22 protein-coding genes are annotated in these 18,168 nt (G+C 72.0%); 10 read left to right on the top strand and 12 right to left on the bottom strand.

What is annotated here, in order from left to right:
• Positions 1-19 precede the first annotated feature (19 nt).
• Together AB0M73_RS24040 and AB0M73_RS24035 are read left to right on the top strand one after the other, a co-directional pair.
• A complete protein-coding gene (locus AB0M73_RS24040) occupies positions 20-508 on the top strand; it encodes a phage holin family protein (RefSeq protein ID WP_043720035.1) in 489 nt (162 codons plus the stop codon).
• Between the two features lie 80 nt (positions 509-588).
• A complete protein-coding gene (locus AB0M73_RS24035) occupies positions 589-1,317 on the top strand; it encodes an alpha/beta hydrolase (RefSeq protein ID WP_363894187.1) in 729 nt (242 codons plus the stop codon).
• Here AB0M73_RS24035 and AB0M73_RS24030 read toward each other — a convergent pair.
• The 4 genes from AB0M73_RS24030 to nth are packed head-to-tail and all read right to left on the bottom strand — an operon-like array spanning position 1,294 to position 4,494.
• Positions 1,294-2,472: a MarP family serine protease gene (locus tag AB0M73_RS24030; protein WP_363894184.1), complete on the bottom strand. Its 1,179-nt coding sequence runs from the start codon at positions 2,470-2,472 to the stop codon at positions 1,294-1,296. The genes AB0M73_RS24035 and AB0M73_RS24030 overlap by 24 nt on opposite strands.
• Complete coding sequence (locus tag AB0M73_RS24025; protein WP_363894181.1) at positions 2,469-3,161, bottom strand: CoA pyrophosphatase; 693 nt, start codon at positions 3,159-3,161, stop codon at positions 2,469-2,471. The genes AB0M73_RS24030 and AB0M73_RS24025 overlap by 4 nt, the downstream gene beginning before the upstream one ends.
• The gene (locus AB0M73_RS24020; RefSeq protein WP_363894179.1) at positions 3,158-3,772 is read right to left on the bottom strand and encodes a TlpA disulfide reductase family protein; all 615 of its coding nucleotides are present in this window, start codon (positions 3,770-3,772) and stop codon (positions 3,158-3,160) included. The genes AB0M73_RS24025 and AB0M73_RS24020 overlap by 4 nt, the downstream gene beginning before the upstream one ends.
• Positions 3,769-4,494: an endonuclease III gene (nth, locus tag AB0M73_RS24015; protein WP_363894356.1), complete on the bottom strand. Its 726-nt coding sequence runs from the start codon at positions 4,492-4,494 to the stop codon at positions 3,769-3,771. The genes AB0M73_RS24020 and nth overlap by 4 nt, the downstream gene beginning before the upstream one ends.
• Before the next feature lie 149 nt (positions 4,495-4,643).
• Between nth and AB0M73_RS24010 the strand changes: the two genes are divergently transcribed.
• From AB0M73_RS24010 to AB0M73_RS24000, 3 genes are all read left to right on the top strand, one after another.
• The gene (locus AB0M73_RS24010) at positions 4,644-4,904 is read left to right on the top strand and encodes a hypothetical protein (RefSeq protein ID WP_043730536.1); all 261 of its coding nucleotides are present in this window, start codon (positions 4,644-4,646) and stop codon (positions 4,902-4,904) included.
• Positions 4,905-4,959: 55 nt separating this feature from the next.
• Positions 4,960-5,634 (top strand): Crp/Fnr family transcriptional regulator, encoded by a 675-nt coding sequence (locus tag AB0M73_RS24005; protein ID WP_043720043.1) that lies wholly within the window; start codon positions 4,960-4,962, stop codon positions 5,632-5,634.
• A 548-nt stretch (positions 5,635-6,182) separates the two neighbouring features.
• On the top strand, positions 6,183-7,433 hold the full coding sequence (locus AB0M73_RS24000) for an MFS transporter (protein WP_363894175.1): 1,251 nt from the start codon (positions 6,183-6,185) through the stop codon (positions 7,431-7,433).
• Here the strand turns inward: AB0M73_RS24000 and AB0M73_RS23995 are convergent.
• Positions 7,408-8,856, bottom strand: coding sequence for a CehA/McbA family metallohydrolase (locus AB0M73_RS23995; protein WP_363894172.1), 1,449 nt, complete (start codon positions 8,854-8,856; stop codon positions 7,408-7,410). The two genes, AB0M73_RS24000 and AB0M73_RS23995, sit on opposite strands and share 26 nt — an antisense overlap.
• Before the next feature lie 107 nt (positions 8,857-8,963).
• On the opposite strand from AB0M73_RS23995, the gene dnaN reads away from it, so the two are divergent.
• The gene (gene dnaN / locus AB0M73_RS23990; protein WP_363894169.1) at positions 8,964-10,049 is read left to right on the top strand and encodes a DNA polymerase III subunit beta; all 1,086 of its coding nucleotides are present in this window, start codon (positions 8,964-8,966) and stop codon (positions 10,047-10,049) included.
• On the opposite strand, the gene AB0M73_RS23985 is transcribed toward dnaN, so the two are convergent.
• Together AB0M73_RS23985 and AB0M73_RS23980 are read right to left on the bottom strand one after the other, a co-directional pair.
• The gene (locus AB0M73_RS23985; protein ID WP_363894166.1) at positions 10,046-10,849 is read right to left on the bottom strand and encodes an MBL fold metallo-hydrolase; all 804 of its coding nucleotides are present in this window, start codon (positions 10,847-10,849) and stop codon (positions 10,046-10,048) included. The genes dnaN and AB0M73_RS23985 overlap by 4 nt on opposite strands.
• 150 nt (positions 10,850-10,999) lie before the next feature.
• Complete coding sequence (locus tag AB0M73_RS23980) at positions 11,000-11,836, bottom strand: NUDIX hydrolase (RefSeq protein ID WP_363894354.1); 837 nt, start codon at positions 11,834-11,836, stop codon at positions 11,000-11,002.
• Positions 11,837-11,926: 90 nt separating this feature from the next.
• Between AB0M73_RS23980 and AB0M73_RS23975 the strand changes: the two genes are divergently transcribed.
• The gene (locus AB0M73_RS23975; protein WP_363894163.1) at positions 11,927-12,814 is read left to right on the top strand and encodes a Gfo/Idh/MocA family oxidoreductase; all 888 of its coding nucleotides are present in this window, start codon (positions 11,927-11,929) and stop codon (positions 12,812-12,814) included.
• 68 nt (positions 12,815-12,882) lie between these two features.
• On the opposite strand, the gene AB0M73_RS23970 is transcribed toward AB0M73_RS23975, so the two are convergent.
• The 4 genes from AB0M73_RS23970 to AB0M73_RS23955 all read right to left on the bottom strand — a co-directional run bounded on the left by AB0M73_RS23970 (position 12,883) and on the right by AB0M73_RS23955 (position 15,105).
• Positions 12,883-13,797: a hypothetical protein gene (locus AB0M73_RS23970; RefSeq protein WP_363894160.1), complete on the bottom strand. Its 915-nt coding sequence runs from the start codon at positions 13,795-13,797 to the stop codon at positions 12,883-12,885.
• A 13-nt stretch (positions 13,798-13,810) separates the two neighbouring features.
• Positions 13,811-14,407, bottom strand: a complete 597-nt coding sequence (locus AB0M73_RS23965) for a hypothetical protein (RefSeq protein ID WP_363894158.1) — start codon at positions 14,405-14,407, stop codon at positions 13,811-13,813.
• 90 nt (positions 14,408-14,497) lie between these two features.
• A complete protein-coding gene (locus AB0M73_RS23960) occupies positions 14,498-14,953 on the bottom strand; it encodes a RidA family protein (protein WP_363894155.1) in 456 nt (151 codons plus the stop codon).
• Positions 14,950-15,105 carry a DUF4177 domain-containing protein gene (locus tag AB0M73_RS23955; protein WP_116174671.1) on the bottom strand — a complete coding sequence of 52 codons (156 nt, stop codon included), beginning with the start codon at positions 15,103-15,105 and terminating at the stop codon, positions 14,950-14,952. Before AB0M73_RS23955 ends, AB0M73_RS23960 begins: the two co-directional genes overlap by 4 nt.
• A gap of 35 nt (positions 15,106-15,140) precedes the next feature.
• Here AB0M73_RS23955 and AB0M73_RS23950 point away from each other — a divergent pair, with 35 nt between their 5' ends.
• The 3 genes from AB0M73_RS23950 to AB0M73_RS23940 all read left to right on the top strand — a co-directional run bounded on the left by AB0M73_RS23950 (position 15,141) and on the right by AB0M73_RS23940 (position 17,639).
• A complete protein-coding gene (locus tag AB0M73_RS23950; protein ID WP_043720056.1) occupies positions 15,141-15,392 on the top strand; it encodes a hypothetical protein in 252 nt (83 codons plus the stop codon).
• A 106-nt stretch (positions 15,393-15,498) separates the two neighbouring features.
• Entirely contained in the window at positions 15,499-16,515 is a 1,017-nt protein-coding gene (locus AB0M73_RS23945) for an ArsA-related P-loop ATPase (protein ID WP_363894151.1), read from the top strand.
• Positions 16,515-17,639: an ArsA-related P-loop ATPase gene (locus AB0M73_RS23940; protein WP_363894148.1), complete on the top strand. Its 1,125-nt coding sequence runs from the start codon at positions 16,515-16,517 to the stop codon at positions 17,637-17,639. The genes AB0M73_RS23945 and AB0M73_RS23940 overlap by 1 nt, the downstream gene beginning before the upstream one ends.
• A gap of 100 nt (positions 17,640-17,739) precedes the next feature.
• Here AB0M73_RS23940 and AB0M73_RS23935 read toward each other — a convergent pair whose 3' ends face one another.
• Positions 17,740-18,042 carry a WhiB family transcriptional regulator gene (locus AB0M73_RS23935; protein WP_043720062.1) on the bottom strand — a complete coding sequence of 101 codons (303 nt, stop codon included), beginning with the start codon at positions 18,040-18,042 and terminating at the stop codon, positions 17,740-17,742.
• Positions 18,043-18,168: the final 126 nt, after the last annotated feature.

Here is an 18,168-nt window from a genome sequence, read left to right as displayed (position 1 = left end):
CCACGGGGTGCATGGCACGATGACCACCGTGACAGGCCCAGGACACACCCCGAACGGCCACGGCGCTGGGCTGCCCCCGGTGCCCTCGATCCCGTTGACCGAGGAGACGCCGCGCGACGTCGCCGGCGAGCAGTCGGTCGGCGGCCTGATCAAGGACGTGATGACCCAGGTCTCCGTCCTGCTGCGGGCCGAGATCGAGCTGGCCAAGCTGGAGGTCGGCGCCGAGGTCAAGAAGGCGCTGCGGGGCAGCGTGTTCTTCATCGGCGCGCTGACGATCGTGATGTTCAGCCTGTTCTTCCTGTTCTTCGCGATCGCCGAGCTGCTGGCCGACCTCGGCCTGTACCGGTCGGCCGCGTTCGGCATCGTCTGGTTCGCCATGCTGCTGGTCGCGGGCCTGCTGGGCCTGCTCGGCTACCGCAAGGTGCGCCGGATCAGGGCGCCGCAGCGGACGATCGAGACGATCAAGGACACGGCCGCCGCGCTGAGCCACCCCGGCGAGCGCTCGTAACAGCGCCGCGCCACCGGACCGTCTCGGCCAACGGCATCCGGCTGCACGTCGCCGAGTCCGGCCGCGGTCCGCTGACGCTGATGCTGCACGGGTTCCCCGAGTTCTGGTGGACCTGGCGGCACCAGCTGCCCGCGCTCGCCGCGAACGGCCGGCACGCCGTGGCGGTGGACCTGCGCGGTTACGGCCAGTCCGACAAGACGCCCCGCGGCTATGACGGCTGGACGCTGGCCGGCGACGTCGCCGGGCTGATCAAGGCCCTCGGCGCGCGCCGGGCGCATCTGGTCGGGCATGGCTGGGGTGGCGTCCTCGCGTGGACGACGGCGGCCCTGCATCCCCGGCTCGTCGAGTCCGTCACGACGATCTCCGCGCCGCACCCGCTAGAGGTGCCGCTGCGCCCGCTGCTGCCGGCGCAACCACCGTTCTGGCCCGAGCGCCGGCTCGTGGCCGACGACGCCGCCCAGGTCGAGCGCCTGCTGCGCGCGTGGGCCGGTCCGCAGTGGACGCCCGATCCCGAGGTCCTGCGCCGCACTCGTGAGGCGATGCTGATCCGGGGTGTCCCGCATTCGAGCATGGAGTACTTCCGCTGGGCCTTCCGCTCCCGGCTACGCGCCGACGGCCGCGAGTTCGCCAAAGCCGTCAGCCGCCCGCTCGAAGCGCCCGTGCTGCGGCTGCGTGGCGAGCATGACGGCCGCACGTCGCCGGCCACGCGGTTCGCGCCGTACGAGGTGATCGACGGCGCCGGGCACTTCCCGCAGTGGGAGCGACCCGACGCCGTCAGCGAGCTGCTACTCGGCGCAGGATCCCGTTGACACCGGCCGGACCAGCGACCGCGCCTGCTGCACGACCCGGCTGACCTCGGCGGTGGTCAGCGCGAAGCCGGTCTCCGGGTCGTCCACGGCCGCGCCGAACACGACCCCGATGACCTGCCCGTTCGGGTTGATCAGCGGGCCGCCGGAGTTGCCGCTCTTCACGGTGGACCGGATCGTGTAGACGTCCCGGGTGACCTTCTGGGTGCCGTAGATGTCCGGCCCGTTGAGCTGGATGCGCTGCCGGACCCGGGCCGCCCGCGCGGTGTACGGGCCGTCCAGTGGATAGCCGAGCACGATGGAGTCCTGGCCGGAGCTGTAGTCCTGCTGGCTGAACGTCAGCGGCTGGGCGTCGAGGCCGGGCACGGACAGCACCGCGACGTCGGCCTCCGGGTCGTAGTAGACGACGTGCGCGGTGAGCTGGCCGCGGCCGACCTCCACCACCTCGTCGTCGGTGCCGGCGACCACGTGGGCGTTGGTCATCACGCGCTCGGGGGCGATCACGAAGCCGCTGCCCTCCAGCGCCCGCGAGCAGGACGGCGCGCGCCCGCGCACCTTGAGCACGCTGGGCTCCACGGCCTTGACGACCTGGCTGTTCTGCAGCGCGGTGTCCGGCGGGTCGACGTCGGTGATCGGGGTGCGGGTGAACGGCCCGGTGGCGGTGAGCAGGCCCGAGCTGAGCAGCTTGCTCACGTCGTTGGGCAGCTGCTCGGCCTCGGCCGGCATCAGGTTGTTGACGGTCCCCAGCACCACCGAGCCGCGGATGGCCGAAGCCAGGCCGGGCACCGGCACCGAGGTCAGCGGCAGCGCGAACACCCAGGCCACCACGAACACCACTGCGCACTGCACCAGCGCGCCCAGGGTGTGGTCGACGCCGGTGAACGGGCCGAGCCGGATGTGCTGGCGGATGGAGCGGCCCAGCCACACGCCTAATGTCTCGCCCAGCGCGACCAGCAGCACCAGCGCGCCCATCCAGACCGCGATCCGGGTGACGTTGCTGTTGAAGTTGGCCATGATCATCGGCGTCACGATCAGGCCGAGCACGGTGCCGCCGAGCACGCCGACGGTCGCGGGCAGGGTGGTGATCAGGCCGTGCCTGGCCCCGGACACCGCGGCGATCACGGCCAGCAGGACCACCACCAGGTCGACCCAGTTCACGCCTGCACCTCCGCGTTCGCCGCCCGCAGCGACTCGTCCAGATCACGCACGTCGGCCGTGTTCCAGGGGCGTTCCCACCCGGCCAGCGTCAACAGCCCGGCCAGCAGGCCCGCGGTGAAGCCCCACACCAGCATGCCCGGCGCCGAGAACGCCGGTCCGGTGAAGCCGGAGGGATGCTTCACCCGGAACCGGTTGGCCGGGTCGGCCAGGTGCGCGATCGGCACCCGCGCCACCGCGGCCGTCTCCGCCGAGTCGACCACGCGGACGGGCGACGGGCGCTCCCAGTGGGCCAGCACGGGCGTCACCATGAAGCCGGAGACCGGGACGAACAGGTCGGGCAGCAGCGCGACCGGGCGGACGCCGTCGGCCAGCACGCCGGCCTCCTCCTCGGCCTCGCGTAGCGCGGTGTCGACCGGGCCGTCGTCGGTGTCGTCGGCGCTGCCGCCAGGAAAGGCCACCTGGCCGGGATGGGAGTTGAGCGTGTCCGCGCGGCGGGTGAGCAGCACGTCAGGGCCGTCAACCCCGTCGCCGTCACCGAGCAGCATCAGCACCGCGGCCGGCCGGGTCGGCTTGCCGCTGGGCGGGCGCACCCTGGTCAACGCGGAGGCGTCCAGGTCGGCGGTGGCCGCGACCAGGCCGGACAGCCAGCCGGGCACGTCCGCCGGGTCCACCAGGGGGCCAGGACTCATCCGGTGACACTCCCGTCCGCATACTGCCGCACCGCCTGTTCCACCTGGTCCGCCGAGTCGAAGGGCGGTGTGGTGATCCTCTTCGAGGAGCCGTCCGCTGCAACTACGTAGCTGACAGGGAAGACGTTCGGCCGACCCAGCGCGTTGGCCACGACCGCGTTCGGATCCCAGACCGACGGCAGCCTGATCTTGAGCGAGCCGAGCAGGTCCAGGCCGCCGGCCTCGTCGCTCTGGGCCGGGATCTCGACGAGCAGGACCGGGATCGCGCCTGGTCGGGCCGCATATTCCTGGAGCGCGGGCAGTTCGGTGCGGCACGGCACGCACCACGGCTCCCAGAAGTTGACGAGCGTCGGGCCGCCGCCGAGCGTGATCTCGGCGCCGTCGGCCATGCACGTGACCTTGAGGCCGGTGAGGCCGCCTTTGCCGGTCGGCCTCGTGTCAGGTGACTGCGGGCAGGCCGGCAGCGCGGCCGCCTTCCGCAGCGCGCTGACGTCGGGCTTGGGCACGGACGGGTCCGCGTGGGTGGGGGCCTGGCCGCGCGGCCAGACGGCGATCGCGGTCGCCACCGCGAGCACCACCGCCACCAGAGCCCACCGCCAACGAACGCTCATCGCCCGGCGCCGGCCTTCTTCTTGCCCTTGCCGGCGGCGCGGACCCGCTCGGCCAGGGCCAGCAGGTGCGGCGCCTCGTCGCCCTTGACCAGCTTCTCCGCCACGTCCGGGTCGGTCGGGCCGTCGCCGAAGGACAGGCAGTCCGGGGCCAGGAAGCAGGCCCCGCAGGCCGGCTTGCGGGCGTGGCAGACCCGGCGGCCGTGGAAGATCGTCCAGTGCGAGAGCAGCGTCCAGTCCTTGCGAGGGACGAGCTCGCCGATGGCGTGCTCGACCTTGACCGGGTCGGTCTCCTCGGTCCAGCCCCAGCGCCGGACCAGCCGGCCGAAGTGGGTGTCGACGGTGATGCCGGGCACGTCGAAGGCCTCGCCGAGCACCACGTTGGCCGTCTTGCGGCCGATGCCGGGCAGCCGGACCAGCTCCTCCAGCGTGCCGGGCACCTCGCCGCCGTGCTTGTCGACCAGCGCCGAGCCCAGGCCCATGATCGAGGTGGCCTTGTTCCGGTAGAACCCGGTCGACCGGATCATCTCCTCCAGCTCGACCCGGTCGGCGCCGGCGTAGTCGGCGGCGGTCCGGTACCTGGCGAACAGCGCCGGTGTGACCTCGTTCACCCGCTTGTCTGTGCACTGGGCGGACAGGATGACGGCCACCGTGAGGTCAAGGGCCGTGCCGAAGTCGAGTTCGCAGTGCGCGTCTGGGTACCCCTGCGCCAACGCGCGGGTCATCCGCCGCACCCGGCGGACGAGGCTGAGGTTGTTCGCGGCGGCGGTCGCTGGCACCTGCCCAGCGTACGGACCCCGACCGACAACTCCGACACGCCGGGGTGACCCCCGATGCACGCGCCCGAACCGCCATGGGAGAGGATGAGGCCATCATGACTGCCTGGTTGGTGCTTGTCGTACCACTTCTGATCATGTTCTTCGCGCTCTTCATGGAGCGCGTGGAAGCTCGCCTGCGCCATGTTGCCGTGCAGGAGAACGAGGTCGAGGAATTCCTGGAGCAGGCCCGACCGGACGAGGTCAGGGCGCTGTACGGGCACGGCATCGGCCGGGCGCTGGAGCTGTTCCGTCTGCGTAGGCTGGGCGGACGCGCCGCGAGGCTGCGTCCCCGGCGGACCAGGGGCAACGGGTCCTAGACTGACACGCTAGTGATCGGCGGCACCGGCCGCCGCGTCTCGAAGGAGGGACGAGGTGGACGAGACCCTGGCCCGCGCGGGCATCTTCCAGGGTGTGGACCCGTCGGCAGCGGAGGCTCTGCTCGTCACGCTGGAGCCGATCGACTTCCCGCGAGGACATGTGATCTTCGCGGAGGGCGAGCCCGGCGACCGGCTCTACATCATCCACAGCGGCAAGGTGAAGATCGGCCGCAAGTCGCCGGACGGCCGCGAGAACCTGCTCAACATCATGGGTCCCTCGGACATGTTCGGCGAGCTGTCGATCTTCGACCCGGGTCCGCGCACGTCGACCGCGACCACCGTGACCGAGGTCCGGGCGCTGTCGATGGGCCGCCCCGAGCTGCGGGAATGGATCAGCAAGCGGCCCGAGATCGCCGAGCAGCTGCTGCGGGTGCTGGCCCGTAGGCTGCGCCGGACGAACAACATGCTGGCCGACCTGATCTTCACGGACGTGCCCGGCCGCGTGGCCAAGGCGCTGCTCCAGTTCGCCCGCCAGTTCGGCAGCCAGGAGGCGGGCCTGCTGAGGGTCACTCACGACCTCACGCAGGAGGAGATCGCCCAGTACGTCGGCGCCTCCCGCGAGACCGTGAACAAGGCCCTGGCCGACTTCGCGCACCGTGGTTGGCTGCGCCTGGAGGGCAAGAGCGTCCTGATCCTGGATCCGGAGCGCCTGGCCCGACGCGCGCGGTAGATCCAAGCGAGCACCGAAGGCCCCTGTTCACCACGTGGACGGGGGCCTTTCGGCTGTCCGAGCAGGCAGTCTTTGCTCACCGTTCGGCTACATTTCCGAGAACCGGGAAGATCGCCCAAGTCCGACAAAACAGGCGGAGACGCGCGCCGTCGAGCCACGCACGGGGTCCGGGGCGAAGCCCCGGCGTGGGGGCGTGGGGGGCCGGGCCCCCAAGGAGCACCTGGCGTGCAGCGGTCCGCGCAGCACAAAAGGCCGGCGGTGGCCCCCGACGCCACTGGCCGGCCTTTCGTGTTGCGCGGGCCATCCCCCGACGGGCCGCGCACCCCGTCCCCTCTGGCGTCAGGCCCCGAACCCGACACCGGAGGAGGTCTTGCCTGGTCACTGTGACATGGAACTACCCGTCACGGACAACCGGATTCACTCTCAAGGACTCCAAATTGGGTCTTTACGTTGCTTGCGTTCACCCACTCATCGCAACGCCGTGACCACATCGTGACGCACGCCTCCAGTCTGGTACGGCGGTACCACTATGTGTCATACTGGCACACATGTCCCAGTCCGCGTCTCTCACCGACTACCGCACCGCACTGACCACGCCCGGCGCCAGGCTGCCGGTGCTCGCCTCCGCACTGGCCCGGCTGCCTGTCGCGATGATCGGTCTGGCCCTGCTGCTGTACGTGCAGCGAGCCACCGGTTCCTTCGCCGTCGCCGGCCTGACCTCCGCGGCGGCGCTGATCGGTGTTTCGGTGGGCTCGGTGCTGCAGGGCCGGATCATGGACCGGATGGGCCCGACCCGCCCGCTGCTGTTCACCGCCACGCTGACGCTGCTGTTCGTCGCCGCCGAGGTGTGGGCGGTCGAGACGCTCCAGCCCGAGTGGCTGGTGATCCTGCTGGCCTTCGGCATCGGCCTGACCGAGATGACCGTGGGCTCGGCCTCCCGTTCCCTCTGGGTGTGCCTGGTGCCGCCCGGCCCGGTGCGTCAGGCGGCGTACGCCTACGAGGCCATCAGCATGGAGGTCTTCTTCATCCTGGGCCCGGGTCTGGCCGGTCTGATGACGGCGCTGCCCTGGGCCGGCACGGGCGTGGTCGTGGGCTCGCTGTCCATGGTCGTCGGCGGTGTCTCGTTCGCGTTGACGCCGACGGTCCGCGCCTGGCGGCCCAGCCGGGACGAGCTGCGTCCGACCAGCCTGCTCGGCGCGCTGGCCAGCCCCGGTATGCGGACGGTGGCGCTGGCCGCACTGGGCTTCGGCGTGACGATCGGCTTCGTCGAGGTCGCGGTGCCGGCGTTCGCCTCCGAGGCCGGGTCGCCGGCGGCCGGTGGCCTGATGCTGAGCCTGTGGTCGGTGAGCTCCGTGATCTTCGGCGTGCTGTACGGCGTGCGCCCGTGGCCGCGGTCCATGCACCTGCGGCTGCCGGTCCTGCTGGCCGGCTTCGCCCTGCTGATCCTGCTGCTGGCGATCCCGTCGTCGCTGTTCGGCCTCGGCCTCGCGCTGCTGGCCGTGGGCATCCTGATCACGCCGCAGTCGACCGCGCACTCGGCGGCCATCGACCTGGTCGCCCCGGCCGGCACCACCACGGAGGCGTTCGGCTGGGTGATCACCTCGGTGACGCTCGGCCTGGCCATCGGCCAGTCCACCAGCGGCCAGCTGGTGCAGAACTTCGGCACGAGCTGGTCGTTCTTCGCGGCGGCCGCCGCCGGCCTGGTGATCGCGACCCTGGTCTGGGCGTTCCGCGGCACGGTCAAGCAGTCCACCCTGACCACGGCCGCCCTGGTCAGCGTCGAAGAAAAACTGGGTTAGTCAGCGCGACCATCTGCTCGCCCCGCCGCACCTCGACCCGGATCCAGTCGGAGTCGGCGGGGCTGGTCGTGAACTCGACGCCCTGCTCGCCGGCGTGCACCACCCCGGTCTGGTCGATGACCCGGGTCTGCGTGCCTGGCACGCCGTCCACCTCGACGTGGACGGTCACCGGACGGCCCGTGCGCAGCGTCTCCCCGATACCGGCGCTGTGCCGGCCGTCCGTCACCTTCAGCGACAGCTGGACCTGCGCCGACTCGGCGATCCAGTTGTGCCCGGCCTTCAGCCCGGCGAACAGGAACGGCCCGAACAGGTCCTCGGCCAGCACCACGTTGTGCGGCAGGCCGACCACCTGCGGCTCGGCGTGGGCGTCGCTGTCGCCCACGGCCGGGATCCAGCGGCCCTCCCGCAGCATGGCGTCCCAGGACTGGAGGGTCTTCTCGTCGTCGTCGGTCCACGGCCCGTTCCAGACCTCGATGACGTCGACCAGGTCGTAGCGGAACTCGAACGAGCAGCCCAGGCACGGCGCGTACGGATGCGCGGCGACGACGAGGCCGCCGACCGAGTGCACCTCGTCGACGAAGCGCCGGAAGTCGTTGGGCTCGGTGTCCCGGTAGCGCCAGTCGATCCAGCGGCCCACCGGCAGGTTCCACGCCGGCCAGTGCCCGGAGCGGGTGGTGACCTCCTCGCCGTTGAGGATCAGCAGGTCCTCGGTGGCGTGCCGGCCCCACTGCAACGAGGCGCCGGGCGTGTTGTGCTCGGTGGAGATGATGAAGTCCAGGCCGGCCGCGCGGGCCGCCGCGACGAGCTCGTCGGGGGTGCGCTTGCCGTCGGAGTAGACCGTGTGGAGGTGGCCGTCGCCGCGATACCAGTCGCGGCCGCGGCGGCGGGCCGGCGCGAAGGACGGCGCCGGCTTCACCTCGAACGGCTTGCCGGGCGGCCCGAAGCGCAGCGTGATGTCCACGCGGTAGTCCAGGCCCTGCTCCGCCACCGTGTACGGCCCGAGGATCACGTGCCAGGTTCCGGCGTCGATCGGCCCCGGCAGGTAGCCGGGGGTCGCGTCGGAGGCGCTGATCGTGAACCGGTCGCGGGCGCCGCCTGACCAGCCCCGGAAACCGTGGTGGTTGCCCAACTCGTGGCCGGCCGGGCCGAAGACGCCGAAGTCCAGTGCATTGCCGAGCTGGCCGGGTGGCACCTGCGGTCGGTCGTAGCTGTAGACCACCGTCAGCTCCGCGACCCCGCGCGGCACGTCGACCGGGAGGTAGTACCAGTCGGGAGCACCCGGCTCGAACCGACCGGTCACGGTGATCGTCTGCTCGCTGCCGTCCGTGCCGTCCGCGAACGCGATCCCCGGCAACATCGTGCCGACCGCCCCCGCCGCCAGCACCCCACCCGCCCTGAGCAATGCCCTCCGGTTGATGCTCATGCGTCGGGACGCTATGCGGCAAAGCGTGACTCGAACACCACCGTCAGATGAACTGTGTTGCTGTTAACTTCCGGAAACTGTCAGGGGTGGGTCGTACGGTCGCGTTCATGGACCTGACCGCCACCACCGCGCAGCTCGCCGGCACGTTCGCCGACATGGTCCGGTTGCTGCCGGCCAGGATGTACGACCCGGTGCTGGCCGGCGTCCTGATCACCGCGGACCGGGACGGGGTGCTGGTCCGCGGCACCGATCGGGAGCGGGGCGTGCGGTTGCGGTGCGCGGCGACCGTGCACGAAGACGGTCAGGTTCTGGTGCCGGCCAAGCCCTTGGCCGAGACTCTGCGCGCGTTGGACGCCCCTCAGGTGCGGCTGGTCGTGGAGGGTTCGCGCCTGGCCGTCCGGGTGCCGGGCGCTCGGTTCGCGCTGCCGTTGTTGGAGGCCGACCTGCACCCCGGCGTCGCCGAGCCGCCGGCCCGCGTCGGCGAGGTCGACGGCCCTGAGTTCGCCCGCCTGCTGTCCGTCGTCGCCTCCGTCGCCTCTCGGGACGACGCCCTGCCCATGCTCACCGGCGTGCGCCTTCGCGGCGGTCCCGACGGTCCGCTGTCCATGGTCGCCACCGACCGCTATCGCCTGGCCATCGCCACCTTGCCGTGGACCGGTGAGTCCGAAGTGGACGCCATGGTGCCGGCCTCCCTGCTCGTCGAGGCGGCCAAGCAGGCCGCCTCCGCCGAGCGGGTCGCCCTCCACGTCGACCAGGACCGCGCCGGCCTGGTCTGGAACGACTCCGCCATCGTCACCTCGCTGCTCGCCTCCACGCTGCCCGACGAGCGCAAAATCCTGCCCACCGCCGTCGACGCCACCGCCACGGTCGACGCCGACGCGCTGGCCGGTGCCGTCCGCCGCGTCGGCCTGTTCAGCGAAGGCCCCCAGATCGTCCAGCTCTCCCTCGGCGACGGCGAGATCCGCGTCCACGGCGGCGGCCAGCAGGTCGGCGAGGCCGAGGAGCTCGTCAAGGCCTGCACCACCGGCGGCCGCCCCACCCCCGCCTACCAGCTCCGCTACCTCTCCGACGCCCTCAAGGCCTTCGCCGGGCAGCAGGTCACCCTCGCCGTCCAACCCGGCCGCCGCGGCACCATGCTCACCTCCGACGGCCGCCTCCAGTACCTGGTGGTGCCGATCCGGCCGCAGGGCTAGATCGACCGCAGGTACTTCAGCTGGGTGCGGACGGACCACTCGGCGGCGGGCCAGAGGGAGCGGTCGATGTCGGCGTAGACGACCTCGACGACCTGGCGGGCGGTGGCGTCGGGGCCGAGGTGGGCCAGGGCGGCGCGGACCTGGTTGAGGCGCTGCTCGCGGTGGGCGAGGTAGCCGCGGGCGGCGGTGCCGGCGTCGGGGAGGTCGGGGCCGTGGCCGGGCAGGACGACGGTGCCGGGCGGGAGCTCGGCCAGGCGGCGCAGAGAGTCGAGGTACGGCCCCAGGTCGTCGGTGACGGTGGTGCCGCGGCCGAGCACGGTGTCGCCGGTCAGCACGGCCGGCGGGGCGTCGTGTTCGAGCCAGAAGCAGAGGGAGTCGTCGGTGTGGCCGGGGGTGGCGAGCACCCGGATCTCCAGCCCGGCCTGGGCGATGACGTCGCCGTCGGAGAGGCCCTCGGAGCCGAGGCGCATGGCCGGGTCCAGGGCCTGCACGGGGGCGCCGACCAGCTCGGCGAAGCGGCGGGCGCCGGCGGAGTGGTCGGGGTGGCCGTGGGTGAGCAGCACGGTGCTGACGGGCCCGTGCGCGGCGACGAGGGCCAGGTGCCGCTCGTCGTCGGGACCGGGGTCGACGACAACGCATGCCTCGGAGTCGGGGGCACGCAGGATCCAGGTGTTGGTGCCGTCGAGGGTCATCTCGGAGGGGTTGTCGGCCAGCAGCACGGCGGCCGTGGGCGTGACGGGGCGCAACAGGCCGTAGGCGGGGTGCTCGGCCCGCTCGCCGATCGCGGGACGGTCGCTCACTGCACCACCTCGCTAGCGCTCGGCGTCCGCGTTCGCGGACGCTCTGCGCTGAACGGCTCGCTCGCAAGCTCGCTCACTGCACCACCTCGCTAGCGCTCGGCGTCCGCGTTCGCGGACGCTCTGCGCTGAATGGCTCGCTCGCAAGCTCGCTCACCGGCCGGCCACCTCGTCGTCGGGGCTGGGGTCCAGGTGCAGCGGCGCGCGGTCGTACTCGGGGTCGCCGGGCAGCACGGCATGCAGCTTGTTGCCGCGCCGGATCACCTTGGGAATGATCTTGTCGGTGGTCTGCCGCTCCATCGCCATGGCCGCCGCCACGGTGCCGGCGTCGCGCAGCTCGGCCAGGGTCATCCAGGTCGGCGGCAGCAGCCCGACCCGGCCGGCCTTCCAGTCGTCGATGGCCTCCTGCGGGCGTTGCCAGCCGGCCTGGTCGGCCTCGGTGGTGGCGCCGTCGGCGTGCTGGCCCTCGGGCAGCACGGCCAGGAAGAAGCGGGTGTCGTAGCGCCGCGGCTCCTCGGCCGGGGTGACCCAGTTGGCCCACGGCCGCAGCAGGTCGGCCCGCAGCACGAGGCCGGCGTCGGCCAGGAACTGGGCCAGCGACACCTCGCGGTTGACCAGCGCGTGCCGCACCTCGGCGTACTGGGCGGCGTCGGCGACCACGGACACGTCGTCCTTGCCGGCCAACAGCACGCCGGACTCCTCGAACGTCTCCCGCACGGCCGCGCACACCAGGGCCCGGGCCATGGTCGGGTCGCAGCTGAACTTGCGTCCCCACCACGCCGGCTCGGGCCCGACCCAGGCGACCGAGGTGTCCGCGTCGCGACGGTCGACGCCGCCGCCGGGGAACACGGTCATGCCGCCGGCGAACGCCATGCCGGTGACCCGACGCATCAGGAACACCTCCATGCCGGCGTCGCGCTCACGCACGAGCGCGACGGTGGCCGCGTCCTTCGGCGTCACGGGCGGATTGGGCGGGATGTCCGGCACCATCGACTCGGGCAGCGTCAGTTCCTCGGGCAGCTGTGGCACGTCCACGAGCCTAAGGGCGAATCGGCCCGGAGCCCCGTGGAGAATCGTCACGTGGAGGAACAACTGCGCGTGGGACTGATCGGCGCCGGGCCCTGGGCCAGCTCGGTGCACGCACCCGGCCTCGCCGAGCACCCCGGCACCCGGCTGACCACGGTGTGGGCCCGCCGGCGGGACGCCGCCGAGGAGCTGGCCGGCCGCTACGGGGCCGAGGTCGCCGACGACCCGGACCGCCTGATCGACGAGGTCGACGTGGTCGCGATCGCGGTGCCGCCGGCCGTGCAGGCCGGCATCGCGCTGCGGGCCGCCCAGGCCGGCAAGCACCTGCTGCTGGAGAAGCCGCTGGCCGGCACCGTCGAGGACGCGCGCCGCATCGCCGGCACGATCGCCGACAACGACCTGGCCTCGCTGGTCATGCTGACGTTGCGGTTCTCACCCGAGGTCATCGACTGGCTGGCCGAACTGGGCAAGCTCGGCGGCTGGACCGGCGGCAGCGCGCAGTGGCTGTCCGGTGCCCTGCTGGGCGGCGCGTACTCGGGTTCGCAGTGGCGGCACGACCAGGGCGCGCTGTTCGACGTCGGTCCGCACGCCTTCGACCTGCTCGACGCGGCCCTGGGCCCGATCGAGGACGTGATCGCCGCGCACAAGGCCGACGACGACCTCTGGCACCTGATCCTGGGCCACGCCAACGGCGTCACCAGCACGGCGACGCTGTCGATGCGGCTGGCCACCCGGCCGTCCGTGGTCGACGTCGCGGTGTACGGCTCGCACGGCCATCTCGCGCTCGGCGGCCGTCAGACCTCGGCGCAGCAGGCCTACACCGCCATGCTCGACAACTTCGTGGCCATGGTGGACAGCGGTGTGCACACCCACGCCTGCGACGCCCAGCGCGGCCTGCACCTCCAGCAGATCCTCGACCGGATCGTCGCCACACTCCCCTGATGCAGGGAAGGACGCCTTACCCGCGGTCAACGAGGGTAAGGCGTCCTTCCCTGCATACAAGTCAGGGTTTACTGCTCGCGCTGGGCCAGTTCCTCGTGCAGCTGACGGAGCAGGTCGCGCTCCACGTCGCTGAGCTTGTCCTCGGCGATCGGCTTGTAGTCCACGAGCCCGAGCGCCGACGGGTCGGCCGAAGGCTCCAGCACCGGCGGCTGGGCGGTCTTGTCGGTCGCCACCGGCTGCACCGGCTCGACCAGTTCGACCTGGGCCACGACGTCCGGCTTGGCCTCGGCGCGCGCGACCGGCTTGATCGGCACGACCGAGCCGCCGCCCTTGGCCCGACGGCCGCCGCTCGAGGTCGGAGCGGCCGCGTGCTGGCCCGATAAGTTGATCGGCTTGGCGTCCGAAGCGGCCAGCCGGTGGTAGTCGCTGCGGTCCGCGCCCGTCTTGAGCACCTCGACCACGGCCCGGATGCCCGCGACCTCCAGGGCCTGCCCGATCCGGTACGCCGTGGCCGGCGCGAAGCCGTCGGGGCCGATCTCGACCAGCACGATCCGTTGCGGCACCGCGCCGGGAGTCGCGCCCGCGGGCGTCACCCGCCACACCGCGTGCACCGACTGCACGCCGATCAGGAAGTCCACCACCGGGGCCAGCGCCGCGCCGATGCCCGCGCCCGCGTCCGGCTCGTAGCTGAACCGGTGCGGCGGGGCGTACCAGGTGTCGCGGACCTTGAGCCGGTCGGCCAGCGCCGGCTCCGAGCGGGACTGGTCCAGTAGCGACCGCAGCTGGCCGTTCTCCGCCGGGGTCACCGGCACGCCGCCGGCGATCAGGCAGCCGACCAGCAGTTCCACGGCGCGGTCCGACTCCGCGATGGCCACGAGCTCGCGCGCCGAGGTCAGCGCGTCGTCGTCGACGCGTCCGGCCATCCGCAGCAGGATGTCGTGCAGCCGATCGGGCAGTCCGTCCCCAGTGGCGACGTCCGACACGACGGGTCTCCTTTCAGGCGGTGGCGAGATCGGCAGCGCCGAAGCACAGCAGTTCGGACACGTCCACCGCGGCGCGGTGGTACGGCGGCAGCTCGAAGTCCGGCGCCACGACCTCGACGCACGGCTCGTGCTCGCCCAGCGCCCGCAGCATGCGCTGGAGCTCGCCGGTCAGCCGGTGCTGGTCGGACACGGCCGTCACCAGCACGACTCGGTGCACACGGCCGTCGGCGGCGTGCCGCCAGGCGCAGCGGACCTCGCCGAGGCCCTCGCGGCCGCGCAGCGTCGCGCCGAGCACGACGCCGACCGGGTCGCCGCTGGCGGCCTGGTCGGCGGCCTCGCCGACGAAGGTGAAGGCCGGGTCCGGCACTGCGGCGAGCCCCAGCACGGAGCTGGTCAGCGCCGGGTCGGCGCCGATGCCACGCAGCAGCGCGTGCTCGTCGGCGGTCAGGCCGACCCGGTCGTGCAGCAGCGCACGCGGGAGCGCCCGGCCGAGCACGGGCAGTGCCCCGCTGGCCAGCCAGTCCCGAAACCGCCACAGCTGGGCGTCGGACAGCCGTCCGGCCAGTCTCAGCAGCAGCTCATGCGCGTTCAGCTCGGCGTTGTCCCGCACGCCCACCGCCCCTTCCAGTGGCGAAGGTGACTCTCGCGGTCTAGCAGACCAGGAGACGCCACCTTAGCGCCACCCGAACGGGTTACTGAATTAGCCGATTTCGACGATCAGCTCAACCTCGACGGGTGCGCCGAGTGGCAGTTCGGCCACCCCAACGGCGGAGCGGGCGTGCACGCCGGCCTCGCCAAAGATCTCACCCAGCGCCTCGGACGCGCCGTTGACCACGGCCGGCTGGCCGGTGAAGCCCTCGGCCGAGGCCACGAAGCCGACCACCTTGACGATGCGGATGATCGAGTCCAGGCCGACCAGCGCGTCCACCGCCGCCAGCGCGTTCAGCGCGCAGGTGCGGGCGAAGGCCTTGGCCTCGTCCTGCCCGATCTCCCCGCCCACCTTGCCCGTCGCGGGCAGCGCGCCCTCGACGAACGGCAGCTGGCCCGAGGTGTAGACGAGCGAGCCGGTGCGCACCGCCGGCACGTAGGCCGCGACCGGCGCGGCCACCGCGGGCAGCTCGATGCCCAGTTCCTTGAGCCTGGCCAGCCAACTCATGCCTTCTCCCGCTTCAGGTAGGCGACATGCTGCTCGCCGCTCGGGTTGGGCAACACGGTCACCAGCTCCCAGCCGTCCTGGCCCCACTGGTCCAGGATCTGCTTGGTCGCGTGGATCAGGAGCGGGACCGTGGCGTACTCCCACTTAGTCATGCCGGCACCCTATCCGGCGCGCTATTTTCGATCACGTGGAGACGTGGCGGATCATCGCGACCTGCCTCATGGCCTTCGGCGGCATCATCATGACGCTGCTGATCACCGGCAAGGTCCGTGACGACCGGCACCGCAACGCCGGCGATGTGACGCGCGCCGCCCTCTGGTCGACGCTGGTGTTCGCGGTCCTGTGCCTGCTCATCGCCACCGTGCTGCCCAGCACCGTGGTCTGGGGCGTCGTCGCCGCCCAATACATGATCCTCGTCCTCATGCATCACATCGGGTAACCATCACAGCCGACCACTCCAGGCACCGACGCGGCCTCGCGATCGTGGGCGATGCCTCAGCGCCATCTCGGGCGAAGCTTCGGTGGAGCCGCCTAGGCTTGGCGGCGTGACCACACCCATAGGTGGCTGGACCGCCGGCTGGACCGAGGAGCTCACCCGGGCCCGGTTGCACGTGGTCACCGGCAAGGGCGGCACCGGCAAGACCACTGTGGCCGCGGCGCTGGCCATCGCGCTGGCCACCGGTGGCCGTCGCGTGCTGCTCGTCGAGGTCGAGGAGCGCCAGGGCATCGCCCAGCTGTTCGACCGCGCGCCGCTGCCGTACTCCGAGGAGCGCATCGCCTCCGCGCCCGGTGGTGGCGAGATCCGCGCGCTCGCCGTGGACGCCGACGCCGCGTTCATGGAGTACCTGGCCATGTTCTACAACCTGGGCTTCGCCGGCCGGACGCTGCGGCGCATGGGCGCGATCGAGTTCGTCACCACGCTCGCCCCCGGTCTGCGGGACGTGCTCCAGACCGGCAAGGTCAAGGAGTGCGTCGGCCGCACCGACGACGCCGGCCGCCACATGTACGACCACGTGGTTTTAGACGCGCCGCCGACCGGCCGCGTGGTGAAGTTCCTCGACGTCACCAAGGCCGTGCAGGACGTGGCCAAGGTCGGGCCGATCAAGGGCCAGAGCGAGGGCGTGGTCCGGCTGATGCACTCGGGCGACACCGCCGTGCACCTGGTCACGCTGCTGGAAGAGATGCCCGTCCGGGAGACCCTGGACGCCGTGGCCGAACTGGACGGCGCCGACCTGCGACCGGGCGCGGTGTTCGTGAACCGGGTGCGGCCGGCGCGGCTGGCCAACCGCTCGCTGCCGGCGGCGGCCGGCGGTCGGGTGGACGCCGCCCGCGTCCGGACCGGGCTGGCCACCGTGGGCCTGGAGCTGGCCGAGGACGAGCTGGCCGGGCTGGTCGAGGAGACCGTCGACCACGCCGTGCGCGTGCGGGCCGAGCAGCGGGCCCGCGAGCTGCTGGCCGAGGCCGACCTGCCCGCCCTGGAGCTGCCCGAACTGGTCGACGGCGTCGACGTCGGCGCGCTGTACGAGCTGGCCGAGACACTGGTCGACCAGGGGGTCCGCTGATGCCGGCCAAGCTTCATGTCGACAAGTTGCTGGACGACCCGGCGACCAAGGTGATCGTCTGCTGCGGCTCCGGCGGCGTCGGCAAGACCACCACCGCGGCGGCGCTGGCCGCGCGGGCGGCCGAGCGCGGGCGGCGCACCGTCGTGCTCACGATCGACCCGGCCCGGCGGCTGGCGCAGTCGCTCGGCCTGCGGGAACTGGACAACACGCCGCGCCAGGTGACGGTCGAGGGCTTCGACACCGAGGACCGGCTGCACGCGATGATGCTGGACATGCGCCGCACGTTCGACGACATGGTGCTGGCGCACGCGGGGCCCGACCGTGCCGAGCAGATCCTGGGCAATCCCTTCTACCAGACCATTTCCTCCTCGTTCTCCGGCACGCAGGAGTACATGGCCATGGAGAAGCTGGGGCAGCTGGCCGCCGACGGGTCGTGGGACCTGATCGTCGTCGACACCCCGCCCAGCCGGTCGGCCCTGGACTTCCTGGACGCCCCGCAGCGGCTGTCCACCGTGCTCGACGGGCGGATCATCCGGCTGCTCTCGGCCCCGGCGCGGGCCGGCGGCCGGGGCCTGCTCAAGATCGTCGGCGCCGGCTTCGGCATCTTCACCAAGGCCATCTCGACGATCATCGGCGGGCAGCTGCTGGCCGACGCGTCGGCGTTCGTGCAGGCCTTCGACAGCATGTTCGGCGGTTTCCGGGAGCGGGCGCAGAAGACCTACCAGCTGCTGCGCTCACCCGGCACCGCGTTCCTGGTGGTGGCCGCGCCGGAGCCGGACGCGCTGCGGGAGGCGTCCTACTTCGTGGAGCGGCTGGCCACCGAGTCGATGCCGCTGGCCGGGCTGGTGCTCAACCGCACCCATCCGGTGCTGGCCAAGCTGCCGGCGGGCAAGGCGTTGGCCGCCGCCGACGAGCTGGACCGGGGCGGCGAGGCGCCGCTGGCCGCCGCCGTGCTGCGGGTGCACGCCGATCGGGTGGCCGTGGCGACCCGCGAGCAGCGGCTGCTGGCCCGGTTCACCAAGGCGCACCCGTCGGTGGCCGTCACCGGCGTGCCGGCGCTGGCCGAGGACGTGCACGATCTGGCCGGGCTGCGCGAAATCGGCCGCCGGCTGACCGGTGAGTGAAACCGCGCACGCTTGTTTCGCCGAGGGCGGCGATTGCCGCCGTCGGCGAAATTCGCATGATCAGAGCTAATTAATTTGATTGTTCAACAAAGGACGTCGATCAACTGACCTTGTACTCGTCAAGATCGGCATGCTCGCGCCGCGCGGACTCCAGCAACTCGAACCACGAGTCCACATCCGGCCGGCGACGCAGCAGAGCCCTGCGCTCACGCTCGGTCATTCCGCCCCACACGCCGAACTCGATGCGGTTATCGAGCGCCTCGGACAGGCACTCCGTCCGCACCGGGCAACTCAGGCAGATGGTTTTGACTTTGCGCTGCTCAGCACCCCTGACGAACAGCTGCTCCGGGTCCTCGTCACGACACGAGGCACTGACACGCCAATCCCCCTGAACGAACTGCATGGCCCCCGCTCCCCTACGTCTCGTCCAAAAACCGATACCCCCCGGTACCGGCTGCCGTAGGCTCCCCGCGGGTGCGGAGTGCCGTCAGGCGTTGTCATGAGACGTTGACGGACTGTAGAGCCATCT

The sequence above is a fragment of the Kutzneria sp. NPDC051319 genome, assembly GCF_040682195.1.
GTDB lineage: Bacteria > Actinomycetota > Actinomycetes > Mycobacteriales > Pseudonocardiaceae > Kutzneria.
This window is presented reverse-complemented; position numbering and strand designations above follow the sequence as displayed.